Origin of the sequence: Terrabacter sp. BE26 (assembly GCF_041941675.1) — a bacterium.
Classification (GTDB): Bacteria; Actinomycetota; Actinomycetes; order Actinomycetales; family Dermatophilaceae; genus Terrabacter.
Genome location: NZ_CP090122.1, coordinates 838,518 through 855,946 on the forward strand (window position 1 = coordinate 838,518; position 17,429 = coordinate 855,946).

General features: G+C 71.4%; 17 protein-coding genes. 8 read left to right on the plus strand and 9 right to left on the minus strand.

Annotated features, from left to right (window positions below):
* Positions 1-127 precede the first annotated feature (127 nt).
* The 3 genes from katG to LQK93_RS03910 are packed head-to-tail and all read right to left on the minus strand — an operon-like array spanning position 128 to position 4,638.
* The gene (gene katG, locus LQK93_RS03900) at positions 128-2,404 is read right to left on the minus strand and encodes a catalase/peroxidase HPI (RefSeq protein WP_374970260.1); all 2,277 of its coding nucleotides are present in this window, start codon (positions 2,402-2,404) and stop codon (positions 128-130) included.
* A gap of 25 nt (positions 2,405-2,429) precedes the next feature.
* The gene (locus tag LQK93_RS03905; protein WP_374970261.1) at positions 2,430-2,858 is read right to left on the minus strand and encodes a Fur family transcriptional regulator; all 429 of its coding nucleotides are present in this window, start codon (positions 2,856-2,858) and stop codon (positions 2,430-2,432) included.
* 31 nt (positions 2,859-2,889) lie between these two features.
* The gene (locus LQK93_RS03910; RefSeq protein ID WP_374970262.1) at positions 2,890-4,638 is read right to left on the minus strand and encodes a SulP family inorganic anion transporter; all 1,749 of its coding nucleotides are present in this window, start codon (positions 4,636-4,638) and stop codon (positions 2,890-2,892) included.
* A 289-nt stretch (positions 4,639-4,927) separates the two neighbouring features.
* On the opposite strand from LQK93_RS03910, the gene LQK93_RS03915 reads away from it, so the two are divergent.
* Positions 4,928-5,242: a hypothetical protein gene (locus LQK93_RS03915; protein WP_374970263.1), complete on the plus strand. Its 315-nt coding sequence runs from the start codon at positions 4,928-4,930 to the stop codon at positions 5,240-5,242.
* A 1-nt stretch (position 5,243) separates the two neighbouring features.
* Here LQK93_RS03915 and LQK93_RS03920 read toward each other — a convergent pair whose 3' ends face one another.
* The 4 genes from LQK93_RS03920 to LQK93_RS03935 all read right to left on the minus strand — a co-directional run bounded on the left by LQK93_RS03920 (position 5,244) and on the right by LQK93_RS03935 (position 8,627).
* Positions 5,244-6,158, minus strand: a complete 915-nt coding sequence (locus LQK93_RS03920; protein WP_374970264.1) for a hypothetical protein — start codon at positions 6,156-6,158, stop codon at positions 5,244-5,246.
* 118 nt (positions 6,159-6,276) lie between these two features.
* A complete protein-coding gene (gene ychF / locus LQK93_RS03925) occupies positions 6,277-7,362 on the minus strand; it encodes a redox-regulated ATPase YchF (RefSeq protein ID WP_374970265.1) in 1,086 nt (361 codons plus the stop codon).
* 67 nt (positions 7,363-7,429) lie between these two features.
* On the minus strand, positions 7,430-7,774 hold the full coding sequence (locus LQK93_RS03930) for a histidine phosphatase family protein (RefSeq protein WP_374970266.1): 345 nt from the start codon (positions 7,772-7,774) through the stop codon (positions 7,430-7,432).
* A gap of 13 nt (positions 7,775-7,787) precedes the next feature.
* Positions 7,788-8,627: a thioesterase family protein gene (locus LQK93_RS03935; RefSeq protein ID WP_374970267.1), complete on the minus strand. Its 840-nt coding sequence runs from the start codon at positions 8,625-8,627 to the stop codon at positions 7,788-7,790.
* A gap of 207 nt (positions 8,628-8,834) precedes the next feature.
* On the opposite strand from LQK93_RS03935, the gene LQK93_RS03940 reads away from it, so the two are divergent.
* Together LQK93_RS03940 and LQK93_RS03945 are read left to right on the plus strand one after the other, a co-directional pair.
* The gene (locus tag LQK93_RS03940) at positions 8,835-9,563 is read left to right on the plus strand and encodes a M15 family metallopeptidase (protein WP_374970268.1); all 729 of its coding nucleotides are present in this window, start codon (positions 8,835-8,837) and stop codon (positions 9,561-9,563) included.
* Between the two features lie 105 nt (positions 9,564-9,668).
* Positions 9,669-10,871 (plus strand): DNA recombination protein RmuC, encoded by a 1,203-nt coding sequence (locus LQK93_RS03945; protein ID WP_374970269.1) that lies wholly within the window; start codon positions 9,669-9,671, stop codon positions 10,869-10,871.
* Between the two features lie 299 nt (positions 10,872-11,170).
* On the opposite strand, the gene LQK93_RS03950 is transcribed toward LQK93_RS03945, so the two are convergent.
* Entirely contained in the window at positions 11,171-12,205 is a 1,035-nt protein-coding gene (locus LQK93_RS03950) for a 4-hydroxy-3-methylbut-2-enyl diphosphate reductase (RefSeq protein WP_374970270.1), read from the minus strand.
* A 189-nt stretch (positions 12,206-12,394) separates the two neighbouring features.
* Between LQK93_RS03950 and xseA the strand changes: the two genes are divergently transcribed.
* Positions 12,395-13,729: an exodeoxyribonuclease VII large subunit gene (gene xseA / locus LQK93_RS03955; protein WP_374971446.1), complete on the plus strand. Its 1,335-nt coding sequence runs from the start codon at positions 12,395-12,397 to the stop codon at positions 13,727-13,729.
* 10 nt (positions 13,730-13,739) lie between these two features.
* Positions 13,740-14,018, plus strand: a complete 279-nt coding sequence (locus LQK93_RS03960) for an exodeoxyribonuclease VII small subunit (RefSeq protein WP_374970271.1) — start codon at positions 13,740-13,742, stop codon at positions 14,016-14,018.
* A 59-nt stretch (positions 14,019-14,077) separates the two neighbouring features.
* Here the strand turns inward: LQK93_RS03960 and LQK93_RS03965 are convergent, their stop codons facing one another.
* The gene (locus LQK93_RS03965) at positions 14,078-14,617 is read right to left on the minus strand and encodes a DUF4245 family protein (RefSeq protein WP_374970272.1); all 540 of its coding nucleotides are present in this window, start codon (positions 14,615-14,617) and stop codon (positions 14,078-14,080) included.
* A 293-nt stretch (positions 14,618-14,910) separates the two neighbouring features.
* Here LQK93_RS03965 and glpX point away from each other — a divergent pair, with 293 nt between their 5' ends.
* The 3 genes from glpX (at position 14,911) to LQK93_RS03980 (ending at position 17,334) form a co-directional block, all read left to right on the plus strand.
* Positions 14,911-15,903, plus strand: coding sequence for a class II fructose-bisphosphatase (gene glpX / locus LQK93_RS03970; RefSeq protein ID WP_374970273.1), 993 nt, complete (start codon positions 14,911-14,913; stop codon positions 15,901-15,903).
* Between the two features lie 11 nt (positions 15,904-15,914).
* The gene (locus tag LQK93_RS03975) at positions 15,915-16,886 is read left to right on the plus strand and encodes a carbohydrate kinase (RefSeq protein WP_374970274.1); all 972 of its coding nucleotides are present in this window, start codon (positions 15,915-15,917) and stop codon (positions 16,884-16,886) included.
* Positions 16,887-16,980: 94 nt separating this feature from the next.
* The gene (locus tag LQK93_RS03980; protein ID WP_374970275.1) at positions 16,981-17,334 is read left to right on the plus strand and encodes a hypothetical protein; all 354 of its coding nucleotides are present in this window, start codon (positions 16,981-16,983) and stop codon (positions 17,332-17,334) included.
* Positions 17,335-17,429 lie beyond the last annotated feature (95 nt).

The window sequence follows — 17,429 nt, forward strand, 5'->3', positions numbered from 1 at the left end:
CCTTAGGCTAGGGCGGCGCTGGCGATCCGTCCGGAAAAGTCTGCAAAAAGGTTCACTACAGCGAAGCGGAGCCCCTCCAGGTGGATGAGGCCCCGCTTCGCATGGGGTCGTGCGCTCGTCAGGCGGGTCAGCGCAGGTCGAACCGGTCGAGCTCCATCACCTTGGTCCACGCGGCCGCGAAGTCGCGCACGAACTTCTCACGTGCGTCGTCGCTGGCGTAGACCTCGCTGAGGGCCCGCAGCTCCGAGTTGGAGCCGAAGATCAGGTCGACTGCGGTGGCGGTCCACTTCCGGTCACCCGTCGAGGCGTCGAGGATGTCGTAGACGTTCTCCTCGGACTTCGATGCCCTCCACTGCGTGCCGGGGGCGAGCAGGTTGACGAAGAAGTCGTTGGTCAGCTGCCCGGGCCGGTCGGTCAGCACGCCGTGCGCGACGCCGCCGTGGTTGTTGCCCAGGGCCCGCAGTCCGCCGACGAGGACGGTCATCTCGGGCGGCGTGAGGTTCAGCATGTACGCCCGATCCACGAGCAGCACCTCGGGCTCGAGCTTCTCGCCGTCGCGCAGGTAGTTGCGGAAGCCGTCGGCACGGGGCTCGAGGACCCGGAACGAGTCCACGTCGGTCTGCTCTTGCGAGGCGTCGGTGCGTCCTGGGTGGAAGGGCACGGTCACCTCCACACCCGCATCCTTGGCGGCCTTCTCGACCGCTGCCGAACCGGCGAGCACGATGAGGTCGGCCAGCGACACCTGGGCACCGCCCCGGCCGTTGAACTCGGCCCGGACCTCCTCGAGCCTGCCGAGGACCTTGGCGAGCTGCTCGGGCTGGTTGGCGGTCCAGCTGCGCTGCGGCTCGAGGCGGATGCGGGCACCGTTGGCGCCGCCGCGCCTGTCGGTGTACCGGAAGCTGGCCGCAGAGGCCCACGCCGTCGAGACGAGCTCGGACACGGACAGGCCCGAGGCCAGCACGGCGGCCTTGAGGGCTGCGACGTCGGCGTCACCGACGAGCTCGGCCGGGGCGGGCGGCACGGGGTCCTGCCACAGCTGGGGCTCGGGCACCCACGGGCCGAGGTAGCGCGAGACGGGACCCATGTCGCGGTGGAGCAGCTTGTACCAGGCCTTGGCGAAGGCGAGGCGGAACTCCTCGGGGTTCTCGAGGAAGCGGCGCGAGATCTTCTCGTACTCCGGGTCGAAGCGCAGCGCCAGGTCGGAGGTCAGCATCGTCGGGCGGCGCTTGGGCGAGTCCGCGGTCGGACCGGTGACGAGCGCCTCGGCGTCCTTGGCAACCCACTGGTTCGCACCGGCCGGGGACTTCTCCAGCTCCCACTCGTAGCCGAAGAGGATCTCGAAGAACTCGTTGTCCCAGCGGGTCGGGTGGTAGGTCCACGTCACCTCGAGCCCCGAGGTGATGGCGTCCTTGCCCTTGCCGGACTCGTAGGCGCTCTTCCAGCCGAGCCCCTGCTCCTCGATGGGAGCACCCTCCGGCTCGGGACCGACGAGGTCGGGGTCACCGGCGCCGTGGGTCTTGCCGAAGGTGTGGCCACCGGCGATCAGGGCCACGGTCTCCTCGTCGTTCATCGCCATGCGGGCGAAGGTCACCCGGATGTCCTTCGCCGAGGCCACCGGGTCCGGGTTGCCGTTGGGCCCCTCCGGGTTGACGTAGATCAGGCCCATCTGCACGGCGCCGAGGGTCTCCTCGAGCTCGCGCTCGCCCGTGTATCGCTCGTCACCGAGCCAGGTGTCCTCCGGACCCCAGAAGACCTCCTCCGGCTCCCAGACGTCCTCGCGGCCGAATCCGAAGCCGAAGGTCTCGAAGCCCATGTCCTCGAGCGCCACGTTGCCGGCGAGGACGATCAGGTCGGCCCACGAGATCTTCTGGCCGTACTTCTGCTTCACCGGCCACAGCAGGCGGCGGGCCTTGTCGAGGTTGGCGTTGTCGGGCCAGCTGTTGAGCGGCGCGAACCGCTGCGCGCCGTCACCGGCGCCACCACGCCCGTCGAAGATGCGGTACGTGCCGGCGGCGTGCCAGCTCATGCGGATCATCAGGCCGCCGTAGTGGCCGAAGTCGGCGGGCCACCAGTCCTGCGAGGTGTGCAGCACCTCGGCGATGTCGTGCTTGATCCCCTCGAGGTCGAGCTTCTCGAACTCCTTGGCGTAGTCGAACCCCTCCCCGAGCGGGTTGCCCTGCGGCGAGTGCGCCTTGAGCACCGAGAGGTCGAGGTGGTTGGGCCACCAGTCCTTGATCGTGTGCGGACGGCCACCGGTCTTGGGAGTGGGCGAGGGGATCGCAGGGTTCTCGCTCTCGCTGCGCCTCGCCGCGGCCGAGTCGTGCATGACCGGGCATCCGGCCTCGTCCTTGCGGCCCACTCCCTGTGGGCTCTCTGGCGTGATGCTGTCCTGGCTCTCGGTCATGAGGGCTTCCTTCCGGGCTTCGGTGTCACTTCAGTGGGTGGTCGGTGGAGCAGTCGGGGCAGGTGCCCCAGTAGGTGACCTCGGCCTCGTCGATCGAGAAGCCGTGGTCGGCGGGGGCGGCGAGGCACGGGGCCTGACCCGTCGCGCAGTCCACGTCGGCGACGGCACCGCACGAACGGCATACGACGTGGTGGTGGTTGTCGTCCACCCGCGCCTCGTAGAGGGCAGGGCCGCCGGCGGGCTGGATGCGCCGCAGCAGGCCCGCAGCGGTCAGCGCCCGCAGGACGTCGTAGACGGCTTGGTGCGAGACGGTGCCCAGGTCGGCGCGCACGCGGTCGATCACCGCTTCGGTGTCGACGTGCGGGCGCTGGTGCACCGCGGCCAGGACGGCCAGTCGTGGGCGAGTCACGCGCAAGGAGGCCTCGCGCAACACGGAGCTGAAGTCCGTGGTCATGCGAGCAGGATGTCCCGTGTTCTGGAACGAGTCAAATGAACGTGTCTCGTCCCGCGGACTCCGAGGCGGAGGCGGTCCGGCTGGCCTCGCTTCGCTGCCAGTGCGCGCCGGTCTCCAGCTGGTAGGCGCTCACTGCCGACTCGAGCGTCGGGAAGAAGTGCCGGGCCTCGATCTGGCGGGTGAGCCCGTACCGGTCGATCTTGCGCCGGACCGGGTCCTTGAGCTCGGCGAACACCAGGTGGGTGCCGGCGCGGTCCAGCTCCTCGTCGAGCTCCAGGAGCACGTCGGACGCGGTGGTGTCGACATCGGTGATCGGCTCCGCCGCCACGAGGATCCACCGCGGAGGGGGTTCGGTCCGCGCGAGCTTCCTGATCTCGTCGCGGAAGGTCTTGGCGTTGGCGAAGAACAACGGCGCGTCGAAGCGGTAGATCACCAGGCCCGGGAGGCGCCGCGCGTCCGGGTACGAGCGCACGTCGTGGTACCCCTCGAGCCCGTCGACCTTCCCCAGGACGGTCTCGTAGGGCAGCCACGCCCGCCGGAAGACGTTGAGGATCGACAGGCCGATCGCGATGGCGATGCCGGGCAGCACGCCGAGCAGCGCGACGCCGAGGAACGCCGCGATCGACAGGACGAACTCGACCCGCCGCTGCCTCCACAGGCGCACGGTGCCGGGGACGTCGGCGAGCGACAGCGACGCGGTGATGACGACGGCGGCGAGCGCCGGCTGCGGGAGGTTCTGCAGCAGCCCCGGGACCAGCACGATCATCACGATGATCAGACCGGCCCCGACGACCCCGGTCAGCTGCGTCTTGGCGCCGGAGCGCTCGGCGACGGCGGTGCGCGAGCCGCTGGTGCTCACCGGGAACCCCTGGAACAGGCCCGCGGCGAGGTTCGCCGCCCCGATGCCGATCATCTCCTGGTTCCCGTGGACCTCCTGGCCGCTCCTCGCGGCGAACGCCGACGACGTGGAGATCGTGTCGGCGAGCGATATCGTCGCGATGCCGATGGCTCCGCCGAGGAGCAGCGCGATGTCCCCACGTTGGATCTCCGGGATCGTGAACGGCGGGAACCCCTTCGGAAGGACTCCCACGAGGTCGACGCCGCGTGCGGCCAGCCCGAAGACGGATGTCGCGATGATCGCCAGCACGACCATCACCATGATGGCGGGCACGCGCGGCACCCAGCGCTGGAGCGCGAGGACCAGGGCGATGCCGACCACGCCGACCGCCACCGCCGCAGGGACTGCCTCGCCGTGGGCCACCCCCTGCACGAAGCCGACGACCTCTCCGACCAACCCGTCGGCGTCCACCTTGAACCCGAAGAGCTTCGGCAGCTGGCCCACGAGAATGGTCAGGGCCAGGCCGTTCATGTAGCCGAGCATCGTCGGCTTGGACAGCAGGTCCGCGACGAAGCCCAGCCTGGCCACCGCTGCCACGATCATGATCGCGGCCACCAGGATCGCGAGCACCGACGCCAGCGCGACGGCTCTCTGCGGGTCGCCGCCCGCGCCGACGAGAGGCAGCACCGTCGCGGCGATCATGGGACCGAGCGAGGAGTCCGGCCCCAGCACGAGGATCCGCGACGGGCCGAAGACGGCATAGGCGAGCAGGCACATGATCGTCGTGTAGAGGCCCGTGATCGGCGGCAGGCCGGCCAGTTCCGCGTAGGCCATGCCCTGGGGTACGAGCAGCGTCGTCAGGACCACTCCTGCGACGAGGTCCTTGGCGAGCCACTCCCGGCGGTATGACCTGAGCAGCGCGACCCCTGGAACCCGCTGCATCACCGGCATCACCTCACGTCACGTCACGTCGTCACCCGTAACGTCCCCTGGATGCCGTGCCCGGCGCATCACCCCCGTGGGATGAGCGACGCCCGTTGGGGACCGGGTGCGCGCATCGCCACACGTGTGACGACGCCGGGCGGTTGTCCCCACGCCACGAGAACGGGCCCATGAGGTCGATGAGCCGGGGCGCGATGGGTAGGAGAAAGATCGTCGGCCGCAGCGCGCGCACTCGGGGTGACCATCCCTTCGAGGTGTGAACTCGTGTGCGCCCGGCGCAGGAGGAACAGTGAAAGACGCAACAGACGGCCACTCGAACGGCTCCCGGCCGGCCGCCATCGGGGAGCGCATCGACCCCTACCGGGATGCCTTGGCATGGCTGCGGTCGTCGGTCGGTGGCCCGCCAGGTTGGTGGCACGCGGCATACGCGGCCGTCATGGCGGCGGCCGACGCCGAGCACGCCAACCTGCGAGCCGACAGGGACCGGTGGCGGCGCCTGGCGTTCAACTACGAGATGGCCGCCAGCGAAGCACAGGACTGGAGGGGCCGTCCGGGCACCGGTGACCCGGACGGCCGGGATGTGCGTCGCTCGTCGGACCGCTAGGTCACTTCAGGACGACGACCTTGTGCATCCCCATGATGGCGTGCGGCATACCGGTGACGTCATCGGCCACGAAGCACTGCAGGACGTAGGTGCCCGGCGGCATGTCGTAGGTCAGGGTGGCGTGGGTGCCACCGGACAGGACGTCCAGACCGAAGGAGGGCCCGTTGAGCGCGAACGGCGGCGGGGTCATCACCCCGGAGTCGTAGTACGCCTGGACCTGCGCGTCGGTCGTGCCCTTCTTCACCGGCGAGAACTGCGCGATGTGGATCGTGTCAGCGACGTTGCGGAAGGTCACGCTCCCGTCTGCCGGCAGATGGCTCGGTCCGACGAAGCGGTCCGCGGAGGTGAGCCAGATGGTGGGTGTGTCCCAACCCGAGTCGTCCTTCCAGGCCGCACTGTCCCGTTCGGTGCCGCGCACGACGAGCCTGGTGAGCGCGGGGTTGGGCGCTCCCGACGGACCCGTGGCCCCGAAGAAGCTCCCGAGGTCCATCAGGTAGTACGTGCCGGGTCGCAGGTTGACCCGGACGGAGGCCGGGTAGCCCTTCTGGACGTCTGCCAGCCCGGCCGCCCTGATGTCGCGATTGAGCTCTCGGGTGCCCTTGGCGGCGGTGGCCGGGTTCGACGAGAACTCGTGGGCCAGGTCTGCCTTGAACGTGTTGACCGTGGCCTTGCCGAGGAGCCGGAAGAGACTGATCTGGCTTCCTCCGGGCCCGGAGTTCGAGGTGGACTGATGGAAGATGACGGGGCCCGCGTCGACGTGCGAGCGGCTCAGCGACACATGAGAGCCGTCCCCCTTGACCCAGACCGTCGTGACGTGGTGGTGATCGCCCTCGTGGGCGGAGGCGCTCCCGGCGGCGGCCACCGGCACAGCGGCGGCGAGCGCGAGCGCGGCAAGAGTGGAAACGAGTCTTCTCACGGCTTCCCCCTTGGGAGAAAGGGAGCCCCGGCCTACCCGAGGCCACCTATCAGCCTATCCGTGCGCCCCTGGCCGCACCCGCGGATCGATGGATCCGCCCCCGTCGGTGCACCAGGTCTCAGACGTTGAAGCGGAACTCCACGACGTCGCCGTCGGTCATGACGTAGTCCTTGCCCTCGATGCGCACCTTGCCGGCTGCCTTGGCGGCGTTCATGTTCCCGGCCGCCACCAGGTCGTCGAAGCTGACGACCTCGGCCTTGATGAAGCCGCGCTGGAAGTCGGTGTGGATGACGCCGGCCGCCTGCGGGGCGGTCCAGCCCTTGCCGATGGTCCACGCGCGGGACTCCTTGGGGCCGGCCGTCAGGTAGGTCTGCAGGCCGAGGGTGTGGAAGCCGGTGCGGGCCAGCTGGTCGAGCCCGGACTCCTCGGCGCCGAAGCTCTGGAGCAGCTCGAGGGCCTCGTCCGGCTCCATCTCCATGAGGTCCATCTCGAGCTTGGCGTTGAGGAACACCGCGTCGGCGGGAGCGGCGAGCTCGCGCAGCGACGCCTGCAGCTCGGTGTCGGCCAGCTGCTCCTCGTCGAGGTTGAAGACGTAGATGAACGGCTTGGTCGTCAGCAGACCCAGCTGCTTCGCCTCCGCCAGGTCGACCCCGGCGGCCGGCCCGGCGGCATACAGCGTGTCGCCCGCTTCGAGGACCTTCTGGGCGGCAACCGCGAGGTCGACGGCTGCCTTCTTGTCCTTGTTGACCCGGGCCTCCTTCTCGAGGCGCGGCACGGCCTTCTCGAGGGTCTGCAGGTCGGCGAGGATGAGCTCGGTGTGGATCGTCTCGATGTCGCTCGCCGGGCTGACCTTGCCGTCGACGTGCACGACGTCGCCGTCCTCGAAGGCGCGCACGACCTGGCAGATCGCGTCGGCCTCACGGATGTTGGCGAGGAACTTGTTGCCGAGCCCCTCCCCCTCGCTCGCGCCGCGCACGATGCCGGCGATGTCGACGAAGCTGACGGTGGCGGGAAGGATCTTCTCCGAGCTGAAGATCTCGGCGAGCACCTTCAGTCGAGGGTCGGGCAGTGGCACGACGCCGACGTTCGGCTCGATCGTCGCGAACGGGTAGTTCGCGGCGAGCACATTGTTCTTGGTCAGCGCGTTGAAGAGCGTCGACTTGCCGACGTTGGGTAGACCGACGATTCCGATGGTGAGTGCCACGAGGACAAGAGTCTAGTTGCGTTCGGGCGGGCCCCCGACCACGAGGGCGTGTGCCGTGTCGCCGGGCTCACGGCAGCGCGTCCCGGTAGCTCTGGCCCCCGCCTGGGAAGGGCGCGTCGACGTGGCGGGGGCGCAGCCGTGCCAGCTCGGCCACGGAGCACCCGTTGAGGGCGCCGTAGTCGCACTCGCGCAGACGGGCGTCGGCGTGCAGCGGCACGCCGCTGCCGGCATACGCCAGCTCGGCCGTCTCGACGGCGCGGGCGAGGTCCGACGAGTAGACGGCCGCGAACCCGCCGGCAGGGCGGCGCCGACCCAGCTCGGCGGCGAGCATCCGGCCGTGCTCCGAGAGGCGTCCCGGCAGCTCGTTGTCCTCGGTGACCGAGTGCGTCTCGTAGACCAGCTGGACGCTCATCCGCGTCATGACCTCAGCGCGGCATGCGCACGCCGCAGAGCTGGCGCGACTGGGCGACGAGGTTGCCGGCGGAGTCCCAGATCATCGCGTCCTCCTCCATCATGCCGCCGCCGAGGGTGTCGCTGCCGAGCGCGACCTGCAGCCAGCCCGGCTCGGGCCTTCGGCGCACGTGGCCGGTGAACTCGAGCGTGGGCGTCCAGCCGAAGAGCCCGAGGTCGAAGGCGACCGGGGGCAGGGCGTCGAGCGCCAGCATGAGCAGGGTGGTGTCGGGCTCTCGTCCGTCCCGAAGGCGAAGCCAGCCCCGCATGACGCCGCGCATCGAGGGCTTTCCGAGCGCCCAACCCGCGGTGTCGGGGTCGAGCCGCAGATCAAGGCGGTCGAGGAACTTGGCGTTGGAGAGGAAGCCCGGGGGCGCCTGCTCGGCCGAGAGGCACTCCTCGGGCGGCGGCATCTCGGGCGGGGACGCCTGGCGCTGCACGTCGAGGTCGGTGAGGTTGCCGAACGAGCCGATGGCGCGCATCCGCTCCACCGGCCGCCCGTCGTCGCCGGTCTGGTGGACCGTCATCTGCCCGGTGGAGAGCTTGCGCCCGCAGCGCATGATCTCCGTGGTGACGGTGAACGGGCCGGGTTGCGAGGCAGTCATGAAGTATGCCGAGAGCACCACCGGGTCGACGTGCTCGGTCGTCTCGCCCGGGTCTGCCGCGAGGTGCTCACCGAGGGCGCGCAGTGCGGTGGTCATGACGAGGCCGCCGTTGACGGCGTTGCCGATCATCCACTCCTCGGAGAAGGTGCCGTGCCGCTGCGTGGGGTCGTCGCCGGTCTCGAGCCGGGTCGCGTCGTCGTACTCGGTCACGCCGTCTGTCTAGCAGACGGGCACCGTGGCAGCACGAGGGCATCGCGGAAGATGACTGCCGAAACGGGCGAACGGGTATCAAACGGACACCAGGCTGCACCCTCACGGCCCCTCGGGGGATCGTGCCGTCGCCGACACCGAACGACCACCCGGCCGTTCACCGCCGCAGCAGACACGCCCACGTCGGACCTCGACGAAGGACGACTCATGACTGCTTCCCACCGGCGCGGCGGCATCGGGCTCGCCGCCGCCGTCGCGACGACCCTGTCCCTCCTCCTGACCTCGCAGGCGCCGGCTTCCCCTGCGTCCCGCGCGACCGCACGGCCCCCGGCCGCCGCCCAGGACCTCCCGCTCACGGCGACGGCCGCGACGACCGACCCGATCCGGGCGACGATCCGTCGGGTGACGGCTGCCGACGTCAGGTACACCTACCGGGCCGGCTGCCCGGTCCCGCCGAGCAGGCTGCGGGCCGTCGAGATGAACTTCCGCGGCTACGACGGCAAGGTCAAGCGTGGTCTGCTCATCGTCCGCGACGACAAGGCCGCCCAGACAGCGGCGATCTTCAGGGCGGCCTACCTCGCTGGCTTCCGCATCCGACGGATGGACAACCCCAACCTCTGGTACGGCAACGACGAGGCGATGATGAAGGCGGACAACACCTCGGCGTTCAACTGCAGGCGCGTGACCGGCAACAGCTCTCGGCTGTCGCCGCACTCGTACGGCACGGCCATCGACGTCAACACGATGCGCAACCCCTACCGCGCGGCCAACGGGAGGTGGTACCCGCCCAACGGCCTGCGCTGGGTCGACCGGTCGCTGCGCGACGCGGGGATGATCTTCAGGACCTCGACGATCACGCGACAGGTCGTTTCCCGCGGGGGCATCTGGGGCGGCAACTGGTACTATAAGGACTACCAGCACTTCGAGCTCGGCTGACCCGGCTGGGGGGCGTCGCGGGTCCGGCGGTTGAACCGTGTGCTGGGCCGCGACCCGCCCAGCGTGGTCCACGGTCGTGTCGGTGCGCTCTGGGACGGTATGGCCATGGACACCACCGCGCTGCTCGTCGGGCTCCTCGTCGGAGGGCTGGTCGGCGCCGTCGTCGCCTGGCTGTCGGCGCGGTCGGCCCTGCTCGCCCGCTCCGCCGCGGCCGAGGCCGAGCGCGACGTGCTGCGCGAGCGGGTCGGCGATCTCGAGGCGGCTCGTGAGGTCGACGACGCCACCGCCAGCCTGCTCGCTCCCCTGCGCGACACCATCGGCCGGGTGGAGCGACAGGTCGGGGCGCTCGAGCGCGACCGCTCGCTGCAGTTCGGCCAGCTCGGCGAGCGCCTGACCGAGGTGAGCCGTTCGACCGAGTCGCTGCGGTCCGAGACGGCCACGCTGGCCAGCGCTCTCAACGCCTCGACGGTGCGCGGCGCCTGGGGCGAGGTCCAGCTGCGCCGGGTGCTCGAGCTGGCGGGACTGCTCGCGCGGTGCGACTTCGACGAGCAGGTGACCCGGGTCAGCCGCCACGGTGCCACGGTGCGGCCGGACGCGGTGGTCAACCTGCCCGGCTCCCGCCACGTGGTGGTCGACTCGAAGGCCCCCATGTCGCACTTCCTCCAGGCGCACGGCGACACCGTGTCGGAGGCCGAGCGCGCCGAGCTGCTGGCTGCGCACGCGACGGCCCTGCGCCGGCACGTCGAGGGCCTCGCCGCCAAGGCGTACTGGACCGCCTTCGCCCGCTCCCCCGAGGTCGTCATCTGCTTCGTCCCCGGCGAGGCCATCCTCGCAACGGCACTCTCCGACGACCCGGGTCTCTACGAGCACGCGCTGTCGCGCAAGGTCGTCCTCGCCTCGCCCGGCACCCTCTTCGCGGTGCTGCGCACCATCGGCGCCATCTGGCAGCAGGACGCTCTCGAGCAGAACGCACGCGAGCTGCTCGCCATCGGCCAGGAGCTCTACTCACGTCTGAACACGCTGGGCGGCCACGTGACGTCGATGGGCCAGTCCCTGTCGCGCTCGGTCGAGCAGTACAACAAGTTCGTCGGCACGCTCGAGTCGCGGGTCCTCGTCACGGCCCGGCGCATGCACGAGCTGCACCTGGCGAGCGAGCAGCCGCCGGCGCTGGTGCCGCTCGAGGTCGCGCCGCGGTCACTGAGCGCTGCCGAGCTGACCGACGACCTCGGCCGCGCAACGCGCGACGACGCCTACCTCGAGCGGGAGGCGTCGCACCGACTGGCCGCCGGAGGAGAGGCCTCCGCCTGACCGGCGAGGACCCATCCGGACCCGGTTCGAGCAGGTGCCGGCTGGCTGGAACTGCGCCACGGCGCAGTTGCAGGCCCCGCCCAGCCTCGATCCCCCTGAAACCGCGCCACGGCGCAGTTGCAGGTCCCGTCCAGCCTCGATCCCCCCTGAAACTGCGCTACGGCGCAGTTGCAGGTCCCGTCCAGCCTCGATCCCCCCTGGAACTGCGCCACGGCGCAGCTACAGGCCCCCGCCCAGCCTCGATCCCCCCTGGAACTGCGCCACGGCGCAGTTGGGTGGCAGTTCGGGGACGGGCGAGGTCAGTGAAGCGAGCCGGAGTCCTCGAAGGCGGCGTCGTGCCGGACCGTGCCGGCGTCCGCCCCGTCGCGCGCCTTGAGGTCGCGGCGCAGCTCACGCGGCAGCGAGAAGAGCAGCGACTCCTCGGCGGCGACCACCGGCTCGACCTCGCCGTAGCCGTGCTCGGCGAGCCACGAGAGGACATCGCGGACGAGCACCTCGGGAACGCTCGCGCCGGAGGTGACGCCGACCGTCGAGACGCCCTCGAGCCACTCGGGCTGGATCTCGTCGGCGAAGTCGACCAGGTGCCCGTCCCGGGCACCGTGCTCGAGCGCCACCTCGACCAGTCGCACCGAGTTGGAGGAGTTGCGGGAGCCGACCACGATCATGAGGTCGGTGTCCTTCGCCATCTGCTTGACCGCCAGCTGGCGGTTCTGCGTGGCGTAGCAGATGTCGTCGGACGGAGGGCTCTGCAGCGCCGGGAACTTCTCCTTCAGGCGCGCGACCGTCTCCATGGTCTCGTCGACCGACAGCGTGGTCTGGGACAGCCAGACGACCTTCTCGGGGTCTCGGACCGTGACGTTGTCGACGTCGTCGGGGCCGTCGACGAGCGTGATGTGCTCGGGGGCCTCGCCGGAGGTGCCGATGACCTCCTCGTGGCCTTCGTGGCCGATGAGCAGGATGTCGAAGTCGTCGTCGGCGAAGCGCACTGCCTCCCGGTGCACCTTGGTGACGAGCGGGCACGTGGCGTCGATCGTCTTGAGGCTGCGAGCGCGCGCCTCGTCGTGCACGACCGGGGCCACGCCGTGCGCGGAGAAGATGACGGTGGCGCCCTCGGGCACCTCGTCGGTCTCGTCGACGAAGATCGCGCCGCGCTTCTCGAGCGTCGTCACGACGTGCTTGTTGTGCACGATCTGCTTGCGGACGTAGACCGGGGGCCCATAGAGCTCAAGGGCCTTCTCGACGGTCACGACGGCCCGGTCGACACCGGCGCAGTAGCCGCGTGGCGCCGCGAGGAGGACCTTCTTGGCGGACGTCTGCTCGGCGGGCTGGCTCATGCTCCCATCGTACGGGGACCGGCACCCGGTGCCCGATTCGCCGCCTGAGCCGGGCCCTCCGGCGCTGCTCGGCGCTCCCTTCGGGCGCTGCGCGGGCAGGCTCGGGCGGTGCTCACGCGCCGCTCGGCGTCGCGGCGCCACGGCATCGTCCGACCGTGGGCGCCGCCCCGTAGGGTGACGCGGGTGAGCATGACGAGCCCGCTGCCCGACAAGGCCGCCGACACCACGGCCGAGCAGCCGTGGCCGGTCCGGGTGCTCAGCCTCAAGATCTCCGACTACGTCGACCGGATGAGCCAGCTGTGGGTCGAGGGCCAGGTCGTGCAGTTCAACCCGCGCGGCGGCACCGCGTTCCTCACGCTCCGCGACCCCGACGTCGACATGTCGCTGTCGGTGTCCGTCCCCATGAACGCGGTCAACGCGATGCCGATCCCGCTCGCCCAGGGCGCACGGGTGGTGCTGCAGGCCAAACCGACCTTCTGGACGAAGCGCGGCACCCTCCAGCTCGAGGCCCGCCAGATCCGGCCGGTGGGCATCGGCGACCTGCTGGCCCGCGTCGAGATCCTCAAGCGGACTCTCGCGGCCGAGGGCGTCTTCGACGCGCAGCGCAAGCGGCCGATCCCCTTCCTCCCCCACCGCGTCGGCCTCATCACGGGCCGCAACTCGGCAGCCGAGAAGGACGTGGTCGAGAACGCCCGCCGCCGCTGGCCGGCGGTGGCCTTCGAGATCCGCGAGGTGGCGGTCCAGGGCACGTCGGCGGTCACCGAGGTGGTCGAGGCGCTGCGCGAGCTCGACGCGATCCCGGCCGTCGACGTCATCGTCATCGCGCGTGGCGGCGGCGCGCTCGAGGAGCTGCTGCCCTTCTCCAACGAGGCCATGATCCGGGCCGTCGCGCAGGCCCGCACGCCGGTCATCAGCGCCATCGGCCACGACGTCGACCAGCCGCTGCTCGACCTCGTCGCCGACTGGCGCGCATCCACCCCCACGGATGCGGGCAAGAAGGTCGTTCCCGACGCCGCCCACGAACGCGCCCTCGTCGAGGCCGCCCGCGACCGCATCCGCCGCGCGCTGGCCCGTCGTGTCGAGGCGGAGCGGTCCGGCCTGCGCTCCCTGGTCTCGCGGCCCGTGATGGCCGACCCCGTCGCGCTCGTGCGCGCCCGCCGGCAGGAGGTCGCTGCCCTTCGCGTCCGTGCGACGGCTCGCATGGAGGCCCGCCTGCACCGTGCCGGCGACCAGGTCGAGCACCTGCGCCGCCAGGTCCTCGCCCTGTCCCCGCAGTCGACGCTCGAGCGGGGGTATGCCGTCGTGCAGCACCGCGACGGGCGCATCGTCATGGACCCGGACGACGTCGGGGTCGGCGAGCTGCTGCGGGTCCGCGTGGCCCGCGGCGACTTCGGGGTGCGTCCGGTGAGCGCCGGCGTCGACGACACGGCCGCCAAGGCCTCCGGGCCGAGGAAGTCGCGGGCGGCCGGGGACTCCACGGCCGGGCGCTCTGCGGCTGGATCCGCTGACGGGGCGGGGTCGTAAGGTGGCGCACATGGCTGACGCGACGACGACCGACGGCTTCCCCGACATCGCCGGCATGCGCTACGAGGACGCTCGCGAGGAGCTCATCGCGATCGTGGCCAAGCTCGAGGCCGGGCAGGCGCCCCTCGAGGACTCCATGCAACTCTGGCGGCGAGGCGAGGCCCTCGCCGCGCACTGCTCGACCTGGCTCGACGGCGCACAGGCCGAGATCGAGCGGGCCACCCGACCCGCCGCGAGCGGCACCGAGCTGCACGCCGACGACGAGATCTTCGACGAGGACGACTCCTGAGCCGTCCCGCGCCAGTCCGCCGCTGACGTCCGAGGTGACGGCGGCCAGGGGTGCGGGCGCTACGGCGTGGGCGAGGGGGCCGGCTTCACACCGGTTGCCGGTCTGACGGGGGCGAGCGCGGCCACGAAGCCCTTGAGCTCGTCCTCGGGCGCGGTGCCGCTCGCCACCACCGTGACTCCCTTGGCCCCGGCGCCCTTGGCGACATAGGCGATCTGGTTCACGGCACTCGCCACGTACTTCTCGAAGCCACGACCTGAGACGGTGACGGTCCCGGTGGCCTGTCCGTCGTTGACCGACCTGCTCAGCCAGCCCTGGGTCGCCCCCGCCGCCTGCTTGAGGGCGATGGTCGCACCGGTCGGTGTGGTCCACACCGTGGTGAAGGTCGGCACTCGGTCAGTGCCCGGCGCATACGTCGCGACGGTCGACACCCAGCCCTTGCCGAGCCCTTGAGGCATCACCAACGACCACGACGTCTGGGCCGCGACCTGGGCCGCCTTGCCGGATGCGTCGACGGCCGGGCGCTGCACCTGGCTGACCCTCGGGACGATCGCCACCAGGGCGAGCACGAACAGGCCGATGACGACCATCGAGCGGATCATGTTGGGGAAGGTCCCGAGCGAGTATCGGCTCGGCGGCGCTGCCGGCGCCGGCTGCCCTCCGGTGCCCGGGTCGCCCACGTCGCCCGGGTCGCCCGGGTCGCCGGGGTCGCCGGGGTCGCCGGGGTCGCCGGGGTCGCCCAGGGTTGGAGGGGCGGCCTCAGGCGATGGTGTCGACGACGTCGACGGGGTGCTCATGCCTTCATCGTCCCCGACTCGACGGCGCGGTCCAAACCGGGGCCTGCCCACCGATAGGCTGGCGCCGACTCGTTCTGCGCCGACGGAGGACCACCTTGATGAAGCACAGCCAGCCGGATCGCAACCTCGCCCTCGAGCTGGTCAGGGTGACCGAGGCTGCAGCCATGGCCGGGGGCCGCTGGGTCGGGCGCGGCGAGAAGAACAAGGCCGACGGGGCCGCCGTCGAGGCCATGCGCGCGATGATCTCCACCGTCAGCATGCGCGGCGTCGTCGTCATCGGCGAGGGCGAGAAGGACAACGCGCCGATGCTCTTCAACGGCGAGCAGGTCGGTGACGGGACCGGTCCCGAGGTCGACGTCGCCGTGGACCCGATCGACGGCACGACCCTGACGGCCAAAGGCATGAACAACGCCGTCGCGGTGATGGCCGTGGCCAACCGCGGCGCGATGTACGACCCATCCGCCGTCTTCTACATGGACAAGATCGCGACGGGCCCGGACGCCGCCGACGTCGTCGACATCCGCCTTCCCGTCGCCGAGAACATCCGCCGCATCGCCAAGGCGAAGAAGGAGACGCCCGCCGACGTGACCGTGGTGATGCTCGACCGTCCGCGCCACCAGGGGCTCGCCGAGGAGATCCGTGCGACCGGCGCCCGGATCCGCTACATCGTCGACGGCGACGTCGCGGGCGCCGTCATGGCGGCCCGGCCGGGCACCGGCGTGGACCTGCTCCTCGGAGTCGGCGGCACACCCGAGGGCATCATCGCGGCGTGCGCGATCAAGTGCACCGGCGGCGTCATCCAGGGCCGGCTGTGGCCCCGGGACGACGACGAGCGCCAGAAGGCCCTCGACGCCGGCCACGACCTCGACCGGGTCCTCGCCACCGACGACCTCGTCGTCGGCGAGTGCTTCTTCGTCGCGACCGGCATCACGGACGGCGAGCTGCTCCGAGGCGTCCGCTACGGCGCGAAGTCGGCCCGCACCAACTCGCTCGTCATGCGCTCGCGCAGCGGCACCATCCGGACCATCGACAGCGAGCACCGGTTCGACCGGCCCGGCTGGTTCGGCAGCACCGACATGATCGACGCCTGAGGAGACGCGCTGTGACCGACACCACCGCCACCGTGCGAACCCTCGTCGTCGGCGAGGCGCTCGTCGACGCGGTCACCACCCCGGGCGGGAGCACGATCGAGCACGTGGGCGGCAGCCCCGCCAACGTCGCCTTCGGCCTCGCCGCGCTCGCGCACCCCGTCGACCTCGCCACATGGGTCGCCACCGACGAGCGCGGCCGCCGCATCGAGGAGGTATGCCGTCAGCGCGGCGTCACCCTGACCCCGGGTTCGCAGGGGGCAGCCTTCACGTCGGTCGCCCACGCGACGCTCGGCGCCGACGGCGCCGCGACGTACGTCTTCGACCTCGAGTGGCAGGTGGCGCCCGTCCCCGGCCTCACGGCATACGGCCACGTGCACACCGGCAGCATCGGCGCCGTGCTGGAGCCCGGCGGTGCCCAGGTGCGCGAGATCCTCGCCGAGGCGCGCAGTCTCGGTGCAACCGTGTCCTACGACCCGAACGCCCGCCCCTCCCTCATGGGTCGACCCGAGCAGGCGCGCCGCTCGATCGAGAGCGGGGTGGCCCTCTCGGATGTCGTGAAGGTCAGTGACGAGGACATCGCGTGGCTGTGCCCCGGCGAGTCGCTCGACGCCGTGATCCGCGGGTGGGGCGAGCTCGGCCCGGCGCTCCTCGTGGTGACCCGCGGGGGTGAGGGCGCTGTCGTCCGCGTCACCGCAACCGGTGAGCAGCAGGCGCTTCCGGCACCGGCGGTGCAGGTGGTCGACACCGTCGGAGCCGGGGACTCCTTCATGGCCGGCCTGGTGTCGGGGCTCCTCGACGCCGGGCTGCTGGGCGGACCGGAGGCGCGGGGGCGCCTGCGCCAGGCGACGCTCGGCGCGGTGCTGCCGGCCGTGGACCGCGCCCTGCGCACCGCCGCCGTCACGGTCCAGCGCGCCGGGGCCCACGCACCGACGCGGATCGACCTGAGCCCGGGACCTGTCGGGCATTCGACAAGCGCCAGGTGACTCGGGCACGATGCTGGACGGCCTGCCGGTGAGATCGGCCGGCAGGTCCGGCTGACGCCCCGGTGTCGGGGCGCCCTCCTGTGAGGAACACCTCGTGTCCGACCCCACCCCTCCCCGACGTCGTATCGGCCCCTACGAGCAGAGCCTGATCGAGAGCCGCGCCAGACGTGAGGCCCTCGAGGCCGAGCGTGCCGAGCGTGCCGAGCGCGCTGCCCGCCTGCGCAGCCGCATCGTCGTGGGTGTCGTCGTCCTGCTGCTGCTGGCGGCCGGCATCGTCGGCGGCCTCGTCTGGCGAAGCGCCCGCCTGGCCGCCCCGGGGACCGGTGCGGCGCAGCTGCCTCTGGTGCCCGCCGCGTCGCTCCACCGGCCCCGGCACGCCGACGGCGCGAGCGCCGTCGGACCCGAGCCGCAGGAGCGCCGCCCGGGCGTCGGGCAACGACCTGCCTGACCTGCCCGACCTGCCTGACCCCGGAGAGCCGGTTCTGTTCCGCTGCAGCCACCCGCCCCATGACGAAGGGCCGCAGCTCCGCAGAGACCACGACC